Source organism: Glutamicibacter sp. St.4D3, assembly GCF_059728615.1.
Window position 1 is genome coordinate 932,741 of record NZ_AP039380.1, and the last position, 14,147, is coordinate 946,887.

15 protein-coding genes are annotated in these 14,147 nt (G+C 64.7%); 12 read left to right on the plus strand and 3 right to left on the minus strand.

Annotated features, from left to right (window positions below):
* Positions 1 to 295: 295 nt before the first annotated feature.
* Entirely contained in the window at positions 296 to 622 is a 327-nt protein-coding gene (locus AC6I21_RS04295; protein ID WP_175419320.1) for a hypothetical protein, read from the minus strand.
* A 27-nt stretch (positions 623 to 649) separates the two neighbouring features.
* Between AC6I21_RS04295 and AC6I21_RS04300 the strand changes: the two genes are divergently transcribed.
* Complete coding sequence (locus AC6I21_RS04300) at positions 650 to 817, plus strand: hypothetical protein (RefSeq protein WP_175419321.1); 168 nt, start codon at positions 650 to 652, stop codon at positions 815 to 817.
* A gap of 573 nt (positions 818 to 1,390) precedes the next feature.
* Here the strand turns inward: AC6I21_RS04300 and AC6I21_RS04305 are convergent.
* Positions 1,391 to 2,458, minus strand: a complete 1,068-nt coding sequence (locus AC6I21_RS04305; protein WP_138925873.1) for a hypothetical protein — start codon at positions 2,456 to 2,458, stop codon at positions 1,391 to 1,393.
* Between the two features lie 164 nt (positions 2,459 to 2,622).
* Between AC6I21_RS04305 and rimP the strand changes: the two genes are divergently transcribed.
* The 5 genes from rimP to rbfA all read left to right on the plus strand — a co-directional run bounded on the left by rimP (position 2,623) and on the right by rbfA (position 8,289).
* Complete coding sequence (rimP, locus tag AC6I21_RS04310) at positions 2,623 to 3,189, plus strand: ribosome maturation factor RimP (RefSeq protein WP_138173312.1); 567 nt, start codon at positions 2,623 to 2,625, stop codon at positions 3,187 to 3,189.
* A 2-nt stretch (positions 3,190 to 3,191) separates the two neighbouring features.
* A complete protein-coding gene (gene nusA, locus AC6I21_RS04315; RefSeq protein WP_138173310.1) occupies positions 3,192 to 4,175 on the plus strand; it encodes a transcription termination factor NusA in 984 nt (327 codons plus the stop codon).
* Positions 4,176 to 4,297: 122 nt separating this feature from the next.
* On the plus strand, positions 4,298 to 4,618 hold the full coding sequence (locus AC6I21_RS04320; protein ID WP_138173308.1) for a YlxR family protein: 321 nt from the start codon (positions 4,298 to 4,300) through the stop codon (positions 4,616 to 4,618).
* A 165-nt stretch (positions 4,619 to 4,783) separates the two neighbouring features.
* Entirely contained in the window at positions 4,784 to 7,618 is a 2,835-nt protein-coding gene (gene infB, locus AC6I21_RS04325) for a translation initiation factor IF-2 (RefSeq protein WP_138925874.1), read from the plus strand.
* Between the two features lie 236 nt (positions 7,619 to 7,854).
* The gene (gene rbfA / locus AC6I21_RS04330; RefSeq protein WP_138173304.1) at positions 7,855 to 8,289 is read left to right on the plus strand and encodes a 30S ribosome-binding factor RbfA; all 435 of its coding nucleotides are present in this window, start codon (positions 7,855 to 7,857) and stop codon (positions 8,287 to 8,289) included.
* Between the two features lie 138 nt (positions 8,290 to 8,427).
* Here rbfA and AC6I21_RS04335 read toward each other — a convergent pair whose 3' ends face one another.
* Positions 8,428 to 9,471 carry a ScyD/ScyE family protein gene (locus AC6I21_RS04335; RefSeq protein WP_138925875.1) on the minus strand — a complete coding sequence of 348 codons (1,044 nt, stop codon included), beginning with the start codon at positions 9,469 to 9,471 and terminating at the stop codon, positions 8,428 to 8,430.
* A 441-nt stretch (positions 9,472 to 9,912) separates the two neighbouring features.
* Here AC6I21_RS04335 and AC6I21_RS04340 point away from each other — a divergent pair, with 441 nt between their 5' ends.
* The 6 genes from AC6I21_RS04340 to AC6I21_RS04365 all read left to right on the plus strand — a co-directional run bounded on the left by AC6I21_RS04340 (position 9,913) and on the right by AC6I21_RS04365 (position 14,131).
* Complete coding sequence (locus tag AC6I21_RS04340) at positions 9,913 to 10,443, plus strand: GNAT family N-acetyltransferase (RefSeq protein WP_138925876.1); 531 nt, start codon at positions 9,913 to 9,915, stop codon at positions 10,441 to 10,443.
* Between the two features lie 22 nt (positions 10,444 to 10,465).
* Positions 10,466 to 11,389 carry a tRNA pseudouridine(55) synthase TruB gene (truB, locus tag AC6I21_RS04345; RefSeq protein WP_138925877.1) on the plus strand — a complete coding sequence of 308 codons (924 nt, stop codon included), beginning with the start codon at positions 10,466 to 10,468 and terminating at the stop codon, positions 11,387 to 11,389.
* A gap of 75 nt (positions 11,390 to 11,464) precedes the next feature.
* Entirely contained in the window at positions 11,465 to 11,842 is a 378-nt protein-coding gene (locus AC6I21_RS04350) for a hypothetical protein (protein ID WP_246049763.1), read from the plus strand.
* Positions 11,839 to 12,312, plus strand: a complete 474-nt coding sequence (locus AC6I21_RS04355) for a hypothetical protein (RefSeq protein WP_171021084.1) — start codon at positions 11,839 to 11,841, stop codon at positions 12,310 to 12,312. The genes AC6I21_RS04350 and AC6I21_RS04355 overlap by 4 nt, the downstream gene beginning before the upstream one ends.
* 59 nt (positions 12,313 to 12,371) lie before the next feature.
* Entirely contained in the window at positions 12,372 to 13,322 is a 951-nt protein-coding gene (locus AC6I21_RS04360) for a bifunctional riboflavin kinase/FAD synthetase (protein WP_138925878.1), read from the plus strand.
* 23 nt (positions 13,323 to 13,345) lie between these two features.
* Positions 13,346 to 14,131 carry a class I SAM-dependent methyltransferase gene (locus AC6I21_RS04365; RefSeq protein ID WP_138925879.1) on the plus strand — a complete coding sequence of 262 codons (786 nt, stop codon included), beginning with the start codon at positions 13,346 to 13,348 and terminating at the stop codon, positions 14,129 to 14,131.
* The last annotated feature ends 16 nt before the right edge of the window (positions 14,132 to 14,147 follow it).

Below are 14,147 nucleotides of genomic sequence, written 5' to 3' on the forward strand. Positions count from 1 at the left end.
GGGCACGACAGGCACGGTGGCCGAAACCTGGTACGGAATCGGCCACCGTTGCCTTGCCCGGCAGCTACTGCTTCAGGCAGAGCGCAGAAGCGTTATGGTTCCGCGACGGATGTTCGTCCAGAAACCCGGACGGTGAAAACTGAATAGTGTCGAGGGTGCTGGGAGGATTCCCGGGCATGAGGGGAACACGCCGCACACAACAGTGGCTGCGCCGTTCTTGCGAACAGCACAGCCACTGGTATTACCGATGCCGCGGCGCGGGTTGATGCTGATTCCGCGGCATTACCGATTGTCGTTACTGCATCGGGGTTCCCAACCGACCGAATGAGCGGAAGCTCTTGTCCGGTGCGTGCATGGGCGGCAGCGCATGTGCCACTGCACTGCAGGAGAGCTGATTAATCCGGAACATCAGGAAGGAATCAGTCTCCAGTGCCTCGGAGTACAAATCGCTGATGGTGTCGGTTGAACCCCGCGGGTCCACGACTTCCAGCGCGTCGCCGCCCAGGGCGACGTAGGTGAAGCACAAACGGGACTCGTTATCCATGGTCGCAACCAAGACTGGTGGCTGGTGCACGGAGACCAGCGCCATGACTTCGGCGAGTTTCTCGTGCGGCTGAGCCATCACGATGGGCATTCCTTGTGCCCATCCATGCTGTTCGAGGAGTTCTCGTCCCTGACGGGAACCAATGACGTCAGCGACGAGCTCGGCGATCTTGGAGCGAACGAAGCGGCCTGGCATTTTTCTACCTCCATTTTCAAGCAACTTAGCGAGCGAGTGTTCCCCATAGTTCTGCATGGTGGTGTTTTCAATACCTGAATTAACCGGTATTGAAATTGTGTTCTGTCTGGAACTGCAATTCCACACTAACCCGCTTCTGAAGAAACCTCGAGCACCTTATGGGTGTGTGAAACAATCCGCCATACTTGCTTCTTGCGTCAAAAATTTGCTACTTGACTAGCTATTTTATGGAATGAACGGCTCTGGGGGAGTCCGTTCAAGCTGAGCTTGGAGTGTGATCTCTGAGATGTTTCTCAGGATCAATAGAGTCATCCTGAAATCTACCTGAAAGTATTTATGCCGACTCCACAGTCCGTGGGTTATCTGCTAGGGATAATGGTATCTGGCGCGCAAGTTTATTTGATTTTACTGCCGCATAAATGGGGCATAAATACGAAGTTAATGTATTTGAATGCATGTAATGGCGCGTTCCCGGTGCGAAGTGTAACTGCTCAGTGCGCGCGAGCGGGTTAACGCGGCATCCTCGTGGCGTTGCCCGCCGGTGGGGTGCGGCCGAGGATCCAGGGCAGCCGACATGCCTTGCGCACGAGCCGAAGCAAAGGGGCAAGAGCAAGACACGACCCGTTCCCGCCCGCGGGATGGATCGAAGGGCTATCGCTTGGCAGGTGCCAGGAGCTGAGCTGGCTTCCCAGCGTCCTGCTGCTCGGTGGTGACGTTCCAGACGAGGTCACCCAGAACCTGGCGTGTCTGGTCCTCTGCAGCGCCCACGGCTAGCAGCAGCTCGGTGGTGAATTCCTGTTGCAGCGAGCTGGCCAGGGAGGGCAATTTCTCCAGGCCGCCGTCCGGCAAATCGTAGGCCGTGAGGCGAAGGTCGGGACAGTCTGCGGGAACGGTTGCTCGCAGGTCCTGTAGGTGCTCGGCCAGTTGCTGGCGGTGCTGCTCGATGGTCGCGGCCTGCTTGGCACCACTACGGGCGGCCTGCACCTGCAGTACATAGTCCAGTGCGTAACCGCGATCCAATGCCCGGGCCGCATGCAGGGCGACCAGGTCGGTGTCCTCCGGGAGTGCGGTCTGCTGATCCAACAATTGCCGGTCGGTAAGGCATGCCACTGCGCCGGTCTCGGGCTGCGCCGGAGCGTCACCCGCACCCTCTGTGCTGCCCAGCGGTGCCGGGACTTGCCGTGCGTCATCTTCTTGCACGGCATGCAGCACGCTGCGCGCATCCAGGCTCACCTCGAAGGCAATGCGGGCCAGCAGCGCGCCGCCAGCCTCATCCTCGGCCTCATTCACCGGCACGCTCTGACCTGCCTGCAGCACTTCATTGGCCAGCCTCGTAGCCGCCTCGGCGGAATAACTGGTCGCCAGCTCGGTCGGCTGCTCGTCCTCGTAGTGCAGTTCGCCAAGCAGTGCACTGGCCTGAGACAGTGAGTCATGCAGGGCCTGCAGCGTTGGCGCCGTTTCCTGCTTTGCCTCCTTGGCCAGGGCGGCCAGGGTTTCGCTCCGCTGGCCCAGCTGCTTCAGCTGTGCGCCGTACTCCCATTCGCGCAGCTGTTCATTGCTCGATCCGCGAATTTCCTCGGGCAGCCCCCGGTCTTCCAGTGCCCCGCGGAACACGGTGACGCCCAGGGCCCACATTAGGGCCAGGACCAAAACCACGGCCAGCAGGGGTGCCAGCCAGCTGGGGGCTTTGCGGGAAGATGAGGAAGCAGCGTCTTTCATATCCCCTTGATCATCCCATGATCTCCTCCGGAGCCGGTTCCGGGGTGCCGGTCCGGCGGGATTCCGCGTGAGTTCCTTCACCTGCAGGGCTAAACTCGTATCCAGCCGTGCCCCCTTCGCGCTACGCTTGGATGTACAACATCGAATAACGTGGGAGGATATCCATGACCGGCAAGCCGGCCGATACCGAACAGGAAGCAAAGCGGTTGATGACCGTGCTGCAAAAGGAAGTTGAATCCCACGGGCTGGTTCTCGAAGACATCACCCTTCGGCCAGCGGGCAAGCAGCAGCTGATGCAGATTACCGTAGACCTTCCCGAGGGCACCGACTCGGTCAACCTCGATCAGCTGGGCGAAGTCACCGACACCATCTCCAAGGCACTGGACGCCGATTCCGTGTACGCCAATGCCGCTCCCTATGAGCTTGAGGTCAGCTCCCCGGGTCTGTCCCGTCCGTTGACCGTTCCCCGCCATTGGGCGCGCGCCGTGGGGCGAATGGTCAACATCACCCTGACTGACGGCAGCAAGCTGCACGGCCGGATCTGTGAGGTGGGCGAGGATGAGGTGCAGCTTGCCGTGCACCACGCCCCGGCCAAGAAGGGCATGAAGGAGAAGGTGGATGACCCGCGTCCCTTCGCCCTGGCTGAGATTCGCAAAGCCGTCGTTGATGTGGAATTCAACCGCACCGACGAGCACCTGGACATCATCGACGTAGAAGACCCGGAGGCCTGAGCATGGACATCGATATGGATGCACTGCGCACCTTGGAAAAGACCCGAGACATCCCCATGGATGTCTTGATCACCACCATCGAGTCGGCCCTGCTGCTGGCCTACAACAAGACCGAGGGCGCCATGCCCAACGCCCGCGCCGTCATCGAGCGCGGCAACGGGCACGTGGCGATCATGGTTGAGGACTATGACGAGCACGGTGTGCTGCTGGGCGAGTTCGACGACACCCCACTGGGCTTCGGCCGCATCGCCGCCTCCACCGCCCGCCAGGTGATCATGCAGCGTCTGCGAGAGGCGGAGGATGACCAGGTGGTCGGCGAATACCGCTCGCGCGTGGGCGGACTGATCTCCGGCACCATCCAGCAGGGCACCAGCGCCCACATGGTGCAGGTCAACGTCGGAGACGTCGAAGCGGTGCTGCCCCCGCCGGAGCAGGTTCCCGGTGAACGCTACAAGCACGGCGAGCGGCTGCGCGCCTTCGTGGTGTCCGTGGAGCGCGGCACCAAGGGACCGGCCATCACCCTGTCCCGCTCGCACCCGTCCCTGGTGCGCCAGCTCTTTGAAATGGAAGTCCCGGAAATCGCCGACGGCGTCGTGGTCATCGAGGCGCTGGCCCGCGAAGCCGGGCACCGCACCAAGATTGCGGTGCGCGCCACCGAGGCCGGCGTGAACGCCAAGGGCGCCTGCATCGGTGAAATGGGCACCCGCGTGCGTGCGGTGATGAACGAGCTGAACGACGAGAAGATCGACATCGTGGACTACAACGAGGACCCGGCCAAGTTCATTGCCGCGGCCCTGTCGCCCTCGAAGGTCAACTCCGTGGAAATCCTAGACGAGGCCGAACGCCGCGCCCGCGTCATCGTGCCGGACGGGCAGCTGTCCCTGGCGATCGGCAAGGAAGGGCAGAACGCCCGCCTGGCCGCCAAGCTCACCGGCTGGCGCATTGACATCCTGGCCGCTTCCGGCGGGAAGGAACCGCGCTACTAGCTGCGACGGGAAGCCCCGGTCGGGTACGTGATAGTTACCTCACACGCGCACCGGGGCATAAACGCGCTAGACTATTAGTTGGCTCATTTAAAGAATAAGTGGAAGTGGGAAGTCCCAAGGGCATGAAGCTGCATCAGCAACGCACCTGTCTGGGATGCCGCACCACCACGAACATGGATGAGCTCATCCGTTGGGTACTGCACCCTGGCACCCCGCAACCGCGGGCGCGGCTGGCCGTGCTGAGCCCGGCGCCCGGACGTGGCGCCTGGACGCACCCGACACCAAAGTGTGTGCAGCAAGCCGTACACCGCAAGGGATTTGCCCGTGCCTTTCGCGCGCAGGTGGATGCCGGGTCGGTGCTGGAGGATTTTGCTGCATACGAAGCTCGACTGGCACCCCGCCAGCGAACTGGCAGAGATAAGGAAAGCGGGTCAGAAATCTGATGGCTACCCGATGAGTCCGCAACGATGAGCGCCAAACGATGACAAATCAGTTTCGCGTATTCCACCGTGCGGCGGAAGACCAAGACGAACTAATCCACTGATCTGCCGAAACCCATTTCCCCTGTGGTGTGGAGTGACGGCCGATCACACTGATACAGGAGAGATGTGGCTAAACTCCGCGTTCACGAGCTCGCCAAAGAGCTCGGAATCACCTCTAAAGACGCATTGAATAAATTACAGGAAATGGGCGAATTCGTTCGCTCCGCTTCCTCCACCGTCGAGCCCCCGGTCGTGCGCAAGCTGCGCGCCGCCTTTGGTGGTTCGGCCCCCGCTGCCAACAAGCCCGCCGCTGCCCGTCCGGCAGCCCCGAAGGCCCCGGCAGCACCGAAGTCCAACGCACCCAAGCCTGGCGGCAGCGCCCCCAAGCCCGGTGCCGCACCGAAGCCGGCCCAGAAGCCGGCCCCGGAGGCCAGCAGCGAACCGGCCAAGCCGGCTGCTGCTGCCCCGACCCCCGGTGGCCCGAAGCCAGGACCCAAGCCGGCCCCGAAGCCGGCCGGTCCGCGCCCGGGCAACAACCCGTTCGCTTCCCAGCAGGGCATGCGCTCGACCGACGCCCCGGCACCGCGCCCCGGTGGCGGTCGTGGCCCGCGTCCGGGTGGTCCGCGCCCGGGCAACAACCCGTTTGCCTCCCAGCAGGGCATGCGCGGTGAGGGCGGCCCGCGTCCCGGTGGCGGCCGTGGTCCGCGCCCGGGTGGCGCCCCGCGTCCCGGTCAGGGCGGCCAGGGTGGTCCGCGTCCGCAGCGTCCGGCAGGTCAGGGCGGTCCCCGTCCGGCGGCCGGCCAGGGCGGACCGCGCCCGGCAGCTGGCCAGGGCGGCCCGCGTCCCTCGGCCCCGCGCACCCCAACCGGTGCCAAGGCCACCCCGGGCATCATGCCCAACCGCACTGAGCGTCCGGCTCCGGCCGGCGGCGGCCGCCCCGGTGGCGGCGGTCCGGGCCGTGGTCGTCCCGGTGGCGGCAGCGGTGGCGGCGGTTTCCGTCCCGGTGCCCCGCGTGGCCGCGGCGGCGTAGGCGGCGCGTTCGGCCGCGGTGGCGGCGGACGCGGCAAGCAGCGCAAGTCCAAGCGCGCCAAGCGCCAGGAATTGGAGCAGATGAGCGCACCGTCGCTGGGCGGCGTGAATGTGCCGCGCGGCAACGGTTCGACCGAGATCCGGCTGCGCCGCGGTGCGACCATCACCGATTTCGCCGACAAGATCGGCGCGAACCCGGCAGCCCTGGTCACCGTGCTGTTCCACCTGGGCGAAATGGCCACCGCGACCCAGTCGCTGGATGAGGCCACCTTCGAGGTGCTCGGCGAGGAGCTGGGCTACAAGGTGCTGGTGGTCTCCCCGGAGGACGAGGACCGCGAACTGCTCGAAGGCTTCGGGCTGGACCTGGATGCCGAGCTGGAAGCCGAAACCGAGGACATGCTCGAAGAGCGTGCCCCGGTGGTGACCATCATGGGCCACGTCGACCACGGTAAGACCCGTCTGCTCGATGCCATCCGCAAGTCCAACGTGATCGAGGGCGAGCACGGCGGCATCACCCAGCACATCGGTGCGTACCAGATCGTGCACGAGCACGAGGGCCGCGAACGTCCGATGACCTTCATCGACACCCCGGGCCACGAGGCGTTCACCGCCATGCGTGCCCGCGGTGCCAAGGTCACCGACCTGGCCGTGCTGGTGGTGGCCGCGGACGACGGCGTCATGCCGCAGACCGTGGAGGCGCTGAACCACGCCCAGTCGGCCGGGGTGCCGATCATCGTGGCGGTCAACAAGGTTGACAAGCCCGAGGCGAACCCGGACAAGGTCATGGGCCAGCTCACCGAGTACGGCCTGGTGCCCGAGGAATACGGCGGCGAGACCATGTTCGTGAAGGTCTCGGCGCTGCAGAAGCTGGGCATCGACGACCTGCTGGACGCCCTGCTGCTCACCGCCGACGCCAGCCTGGAACTGCAGGCGAACCCGGACAAGTCCGCCCGCGGTGTGGCCATCGAAGCGAACCTGGACAAGGGTCGCGGCGCCGTGGCCACCGTCCTGGTGCAGTCCGGCACCCTGTGCGTGGGCGACACCATCGTGGCCGGCACCGCGCACGGACGTGTGCGTGCCATGTTCAACGAGAACGGGGAGAACCTGGACGTGGCCCTGCCGTCGCGTCCGGTCCAGGTGTTGGGCCTGTCCAGCGTCCCGCGCGCCGGCGACAGCTTCCTGGTCACCGAGGATGAGCGCACCGCCCGCCAGATCGCGGACAAGCGTGAGGCTGCCGAGCGCAACGCCCAGCTGGCCAAGCGTCGCAAGCGCATCACCCTGGAGGACTTCGACCAGGCCGTGGCCGAGGGCAAGATCGACACCCTGAACCTGATCCTCAAGGGCGACGTCTCCGGTGCCGTGGAGGCCCTGGAAGACTCGCTGATGAAGATCGACGTGGGCGACGAGGTGCAGCTGCGCGTCATCCACCGTGGCGTGGGTGCCATCACCCAGAACGACGTGAACCTGGCGACCGTGGACAACGCGATCATCATCGGCTTCAACGTCCGCCCGGCCGAGCGCGTCACCGAGATGGCCGACAAGGAAGGCGTGGACATGCGCTTCTACTCGGTCATCTACGCCGCGATCGACGACATCGAGTCCGCCCTGAAGGGCATGCTCAAGCCGATCTACGAAGAGGTCGCACTGGGCACCGCGGAAGTCCGCCAGGTGTTCCGCTCCTCGAAGTTCGGCAACATCGCCGGTTCGATCATCCGTTCGGGAACCATCAAGCGCAACAGCAAGGCGCGCCTGGTGCGTGATGGCAACGTCATCGCCGAGAACCTGTCGATCGATTCGCTGCGTCGCGAGAAGGACGATGTCACCGAGGTCCGCGAGGGCTTCGAGTGCGGTATCGGCCTGGGCTCGTTCAACGACATCAAGGAAGGCGACCTCATCGAGACCTTCGAGATGCGAGAGAAGCCGCGCGACTAAGACCGCGTCAGGCAATCTGCGTGGGCGCGCACCGGAGCAGCGTTCCGGTGTGCGCCCACGCGCCTTTCAGGCTGGGAATCCGCAGCCAACTCGGGCCGTGGCGCTTGGCAAAACCAGGCCGCCCGGTCCTAAGCTGGGGGAACCACCGCTTGGGAAACTGAAGCTTGAAGCCGCAGCAGGGCTGCCAGGGCAACCTGGGACCGCTGCTGGGGCTTGAACCGTGAAGGAGTAAGAAGATGGCTGACTCAGCCCGTGCCGCCCGCCTGGCCCAGCGCGTGAAGGTGCTCATGGCGCAGTCGCTGCGCAATGTCATCAAGGACGAGCGGATCGACAACGTGACCGTCACCGACGCCCGGGTCACCAACGACCTGCAGCACGCCACCGTGTACTACACGGTGCTCGGGGAGGCCGAATTGAAGGCCGAGGTCGCGGAGCTGTTGGTGCAGAAGACCGGTGCGCTGCGCAAGGAATTGGGCCGGAACCTGACCATCCGGTTGACCCCGACCGTCGAGTTCGTGCCCGATGAGATCCCGGAAAGCGCCTCGCACCTGGAGGAGCTGCTGGCCAAGGCCCGCGAGAAGGACGCCGAACTGGCCGCGCTGCGTGAAGGCAAGACCTTCGCCGGCGGCGAGGACCCGTACAAGAAGGAGTCGGAGGAGGACGAGGAGTAGTCCTCGACCATCAAACCGCTCATCCGCCGCGGCGGATGCCACAAGGATCCCCAGGGTGGGGGCTCAATGCGAGCCTGCCGCCCTGGGGATCCCTTGTTGTGGCCGAACCGCTGTTCACGGTTGCGGCAGGGGCAGTGGTTACTGCACCCGGGCGCGCAGCACCTTCCCCTCCGTGCCCAGTGCATCGGTGCTGGCGATCAGCTGGTGCCCGGAGACCTCCACGTCCGCGGACATTGCCGCCGGCAGCACGGTCACCGCCTTGCCCCGCACCACCTTGGCCACCCCGCCGCCGAACAGTTCGGAGACGTACACCCCGCCGCGGTGATCCACGGCCACGCCGGTCGGTGCGTTCAGGCCGCTGGCCACCGTGTAGGTCTTCTTGGTGTGCAGGTTCATCTTGTAGACCTTGCCGGTGGCCAGGGACTCACCCGGGGCGCCGGGAAGCACCGTGTAGTACATCCAGTTGCCCTTCACCGTGATGTCGGTGGGTACCGGCTGGGCCCAGTAGGTCAGGCCCAGCATGCAGTCCGGGATCTGGATTCCGGACTCCGAGGCCAGCTGGCGCACGGCCTCGGTGATCTTGATGGGCTCGGCCGGCAGGGCCTTGACCAGCCGGGTCTTGCCGCGGCGGTCCACGTGCAGGATCGCGTTGGCCCCGGCGTCCCCAACGTACACGCCGCTGCGCACCGGCGCGCTGGAGTAGGGGTGGGAGTAGAGCTCGCCCTTGGAACGCAGTGCCGGTGCCTGGGCCAGGCAGGCCTTGGAGACCTTGCGTACCCCGTACACGGTCTTGCCGTCCGGGTCGTGCTTGCGCTCGAAGGCCGCCAGGTCCGCGATGGTGCGCACCTTGCCCCGGTGGTCAATGGACTTGAGCAACGCCGGGTCCTTGGGGCTTGGCGGTGCCTGGTCACTGCCGACCAGATTGTCGAAATAGTAGGCGGTGTGCCGGGCGTAGGAGACCCCGACGATTTCCCGGCCCGGAGCGTTGACCAGGGTCCGCTTCTTGCCGTGGGCGCTGATGGAGGTCAGCTGCCCGGACATGGACTCCGCAACAAGAATCGAGCCATGGTCTCCAAAAGCGATCCGCAGTGGGCCGACGAGATTGATGGCGACGGTCTTGACGTTGCTGATCCCGGTGGGCGGCCGGTGGTGGTCTTGCTGATGGGCCTGGGCGGGGGGCAAGGCTGAGCGTGACCGCCAATGCGGACGCGGCGGCCCCGGCCGCTATGTGTCGAAGCTTCATGATGATTCCTCGTCAAAGGGTGCCGCGCTCCAAAAAGGACCGCAGCAGCTGCAGTTGGTCCGCATGGTTCCCGGGGCATCGCTGGAAAAGGTGGCAGGCTGATCGTGGAGGAGAGGGAGCGTTTCGTAGCAAGAACTGAAGGCAGTGAGCGATGGGGAACGTTTGCGGGTGACACCGTGGAAACGGGATGCGCGCGGTGCCCCAGCTACACCGTGCTCAACGGTGGCGACATGTGCCGTCACGAGTAGCCACGACTTTATGAACTGCTGTGTGCGCCGGTCAATGGCAACCGTGAAAAGCACGTACTTCATGGGCCGAAAGCGGGTAGCGGATGGACTGCTGTCCGCACCGGCAGACGGTTGGAACCTAGGTTGGACACCATGAGCGAGCCATCTGCAGGGTACCGGATCCGCCGCGCGCGGCCCGAAGACGAGGCGGGGGTGGCGAGGTTGTGCCAACGCAGCGGACAGCTCGGCTGGGACCGCGAAGCACTGCGGAAGACCGCATCACGGGTCAGTCTCGTGGCCACCCAGGACGATACCGTCATTGGCGTTGCCAAGACCCATTGGCATGCTGAGCCGGACCGTGCCGCGCCGGCAGGGCATTACCTGGGCGGGATTGTCATCGACCCGCGGTGGCGCAGACACGGGGTGGGCCGGGCGCTGACAGCGGCACGCCTTGCCTGGATCGCCCCTCGCGCCGACGTCGTCTACTACTTCACGAACGAGAACAACACGGCCTCGATTAAGCTGCATGAGAGTTTCGGTTTTCAGCTGTTGTTTGCCGCCGGAAGCCTCCATTCAGTATCGGCAGATGACGGCAGGTCCAAGCTCCTGCTTTTTGCGCTGCACCGGTTGGCCAACTCTGTGTCACCGCTCACCCTTGATGATAAGGACAGGCTAAATAGTTGATACCACGCCTATACTGGAGGGCGTGAGTAAAGCCGGACAGCCCCAGGAAACGCAAGCATCAGGTCTGGTGCTGGTCGACAAGGACCAAGCAATGACCTCCCATGATGTCGTCGCCCGTGTGAGGCGGCTGGCCGGCACCCGAAAAGTAGGCCACGCCGGCACCCTGGATCCCATGGCCACCGGAGTCCTGGTGGTCGGCGTGAACAAGGCGACTCGTCTGCTGACCTACATCGTGGGCCATGACAAGACCTACACGGCGACAATTCGTCTGGGGCAGTCCACCGTCACCGATGACGCCGAAGGCGAGGTCCTCTCCGAGCGCATCGCCGCGGCGGTCACGGAGGAAGACATTGAACGCGAGGTGTCCAAGCTGCGTGGGGACATCGAACAGGTGCCCAGCCAGGTTTCCGCCATCAAAGTGGACGGCAAGCGTTCCTACGCTCGCGTGCGCGAAGGCCAGCAGGTGGAGCTGAAGGCCCGTCCCGTCACGATCAGCCGCTTCGACATCCTCGAGGTGCGCCGCGAACACGGCGGGAAGATCATCGATGTGGACGTGATCGTGTCCTGCTCCTCCGGCACCTACATCCGCGCCCTGGCCCGCGACGTGGGGGAGGCCCTGAACGTTGGGGGACACCTCACTGCCCTGCGCCGCACCGAGGTCGGCCCCTACAAGATTTCCCAGACCAAGCGGCTGGCCGAACTGGCAGAGGAATTCGAGATGCTGCCCCTGGACGAGGCGGCCGCAGCACTCTTCCCGAACCGGACCGTGAGCGTGGATGAGGCCGTGGAGCTGTCCTTCGGCCGCACGATCGCCGCCTCCAGCAGCGTCATGGACGTTACGAAGGACGAGATCGTGGCGGCCTTCGCCCCGAACGGCACCCTCGTGGCGTTGCTCAAGGACCAGGGAGCCAAGGCGCGCACCCAGCTGGTCTTCACCGCCAAATAGCGGTGTGCGGCCGGTGGGGGAACACCGGTGGAGAAAAGCACGACACCTGCACAAGTATCGAAAGGGCACAAGCCTGTGATCATCGTTGACGGCTTCTTTATTGCCGGCGCCATCATTTGTGGCCTGGCCGTGCTGCTGGGACTGGTCGCCACCATCATCCGCACCTACCCGGATGACTACGCGTTGATCGCCACGGCACTGACCGAAGTCTTCCTGGTTGTCTATGGCATCTCCGCCGCGATCCGCCAGCTGGGCGGACAGCCGATCACCGGGGAAGTCTGGGAATTCTGGGGCTATCTGATCACCGCCCTGCTGATTCCGCCGATTGCCTTCTTCTGGGCCGTCAGCGACAAGAGCCGCTGGGCCAACGCGGTACTGACCGCCAACGGGCTAATAGTTTTCGTCATGTTGTTCCGCATGGAACAGATTTGGGATGCAGGAGCATTGGTATGAGTGAAAAGGCGCGCAACTCGCGCATCGTCGACGCCGCAGCGGCACGCAAGGGCGAGCAGCGCGCGCCCAAGCCGGCACGATCCACGGGCCTGGGTCGAATCATCATCGCGGTGTACGGCGTGCTGGCACTCTCGGCAACGATCCGGGCGCTGTACCAAATGTTCTTCCGGGACTTCTCCGAGGCCCCGGTGGCCTACACCCTGTCACTGATTTCGGGGCTGGTGTACATCCTGGCCACCGTGACCCTGGCCTCCTCCAAGCCGAAGGCCTGGTTCACCGCCCTCTACGCGGTGTCCTTCGAACTGGTGGGCGTGCTGGTGGTGGGCATCCTGTCCTTCACCCACCCCGAGCTTTTCGGCCACGATTCGGTGTGGAGCTTCTTCGGCAAGGGATACGGCTACGTCCCGCTGGTTCTGCCGTTCGTGGGCCTGTGGTGGCTGTACCGCAACCGCGATGAGCGCCGCGCCTAACAGACATGTAAGAATTGCTTGGGCAGGTTTGCTGCCCTCCACCACACCTAAGGAGCAACGTGCACTATTGGAAGGGTCTTGAAGCGGTTCCGGCAGCTGTCGGTCCCACGGTGGTGACCATTGGCAACTTTGACGGGGTTCACCTCGGGCACTGCCAGGTGCTGGACCGCGTGGTCCAGCAGGCCAAGCAGCGGGACGCCAAGTCGGTCGCGATCACCTTCGACCCGCATCCGGCCCTGGTGCACCGTCCCGAATCGGCGCCCGAACTGATCATGGGCCTGGCCGACCGCATCGACACCCTGGATGCCGTGGGGTTGGATGCGGTCCTGATGATCCACTACACCCTGCAGTTCGCGCAGAACTCCGCCGAGGACTTTGTGCGTGAGGTGTTCGTGGACAAGCTCGGTGCCGTTGCCGTGGTGGTGGGCCACGACGTGCGCTTCGGCAAGGACAATGCCGGGGACTTCGCGTACATGTGCGAGCTGGGCGAAAAGTACGGTTTCGACGTCATCGGCGTGCAGGACGTGGGGGACAAGCGCCGCCTGTCATCCACCTGGGTGCGTGAGGAACTTTCCGCGGGCAACGTTGAGGGCGCCGCCGAGATCCTGGGCCGCCCCCACCGGATGCGCGGGGAGGTGGTTCACGGCGCCAAGCGCGGACGTGAACTGGGTTTCCCGACCGCCAATCTTTCCAGCGACGCCAGCGGCATCATCCCGGCCGACGGCGTCTATGCCGGATGGCTCGTGGATGAGGCCGACATGCGTTGGCCGGCCGCGATTTCCGTGGGCTCCAACCCGACCTTCGACGGCGTTTCGCGTGTGGTCGAGGCCCACGTCATTGACCGGCCTTCCGAGGACTTCGGGGACTTTGACCTCTACGGCCAACAAATCGTGGTGGAATTCGTCAGGCACCTGCGCCCGATGGTCGCCTACCGCGGCATCGAGGCCCTGATCGAGCAGATGAACGAAGACGTCGAGCAGGCCCGCTCGGTGCTCTCCCAGCAGGCGTAGCCGGGCACGGGCTTTGACGGATTATGGCTGAGATTCCCTCGCTGCCGCAGCGCGCCTTCATCCTGCCGGAGCAGAAGCGGGCCGCGATGGCCGCCGCCTACCAGCATGGCGCCAAGAGCTATGACCGGATCCGACCCCCGTACCCGCAGGCCGCACTGGACTTCACCCTGGAGGGGCCGGTCAAACAGGTGGCCGACATCGGGTGCGGCTCGGGGATCTTTACCGAACAGCTGGCCTCGCGGGGTGTCGAGGTGTGGGCCGTTGATCCTTCCCAGGACATGCTCGAAGTTCTCAATTCCCGTTTGCACTGTGCGCATACCGTCCTCGCGCCGGGGGAGCAGACCGGGCTTGCCGAGTCCAGCGTGGACGTGGTCAGCTACGCCCAAGCCTGGCACTGGGTTGATCCCGAGCAGGCCAGCGCCGAGGCAGCCCGGCTGCTGCGCGAAGAGGGCAGGCTGGTGTTGCTGTGGAACCAGCTGGATGTCTCGGTGCCCTGGGTGCACCGGCTGACCCGGATCATGCATGCCGGGGACGTTCACCGACCGGAACTCATTCCGCCCTTCGGGCCCCAGTTCGCGGCCCCTGAATCAGGGATCTGGCACTGGTCCATGGCACTAACGCTTCAGGAGGTCATTGAACTGACCCGTTCGCGCAGCTACTACCGCCGCGCGAACGAAGCAACCAGAAACAAGGTTGAGTCCAACCTGCGTTGGTACTGGTACGAGCACCTTGGCCATGACGCCGCCGAACGGGTTGACGTGCCATATCTCACCCATGCCTGGAGGGCGCGAAAACGCCGGGGTCGGTGATAGCATTAACGCTGGC

What these genes read in the sequence shown, in the direction of transcription:
- AC6I21_RS04295 (WP_175419320.1), bottom strand. Translation starts at nt 622, where the DNA reads ATGGCTCAGCCGCACGAGAAACTCGCCGAAGTCATGGCGCTGGTCTCC.
- AC6I21_RS04320 (WP_138173308.1), top strand. Translation starts at nt 4,298, where the DNA reads ATGAAGCTGCATCAGCAACGCACCTGTCTGGGATGCCGCACCACCACG.
- AC6I21_RS04300 (WP_175419321.1), top strand. Translation starts at nt 650, where the DNA reads ATGCTGTTCGAGGAGTTCTCGTCCCTGACGGGAACCAATGACGTCAGC.
- AC6I21_RS04305 (WP_138925873.1), bottom strand. Translation starts at nt 2,458, where the DNA reads ATGAAAGACGCTGCTTCCTCATCTTCCCGCAAAGCCCCCAGCTGGCTG.
- rbfA (WP_138173304.1), top strand. Translation starts at nt 7,855, where the DNA reads ATGGCTGACTCAGCCCGTGCCGCCCGCCTGGCCCAGCGCGTGAAGGTG.
- nusA (WP_138173310.1), top strand. Translation starts at nt 3,192, where the DNA reads ATGGACATCGATATGGATGCACTGCGCACCTTGGAAAAGACCCGAGAC.
- rimP (WP_138173312.1), top strand. Translation starts at nt 2,623, where the DNA reads ATGACCGGCAAGCCGGCCGATACCGAACAGGAAGCAAAGCGGTTGATG.
- AC6I21_RS04365 (WP_138925879.1), top strand. Translation starts at nt 13,346, where the DNA reads ATGGCTGAGATTCCCTCGCTGCCGCAGCGCGCCTTCATCCTGCCGGAG.
- AC6I21_RS04355 (WP_171021084.1), top strand. Translation starts at nt 11,839, where the DNA reads ATGAGTGAAAAGGCGCGCAACTCGCGCATCGTCGACGCCGCAGCGGCA.
- AC6I21_RS04340 (WP_138925876.1), top strand. Translation starts at nt 9,913, where the DNA reads ATGAGCGAGCCATCTGCAGGGTACCGGATCCGCCGCGCGCGGCCCGAA.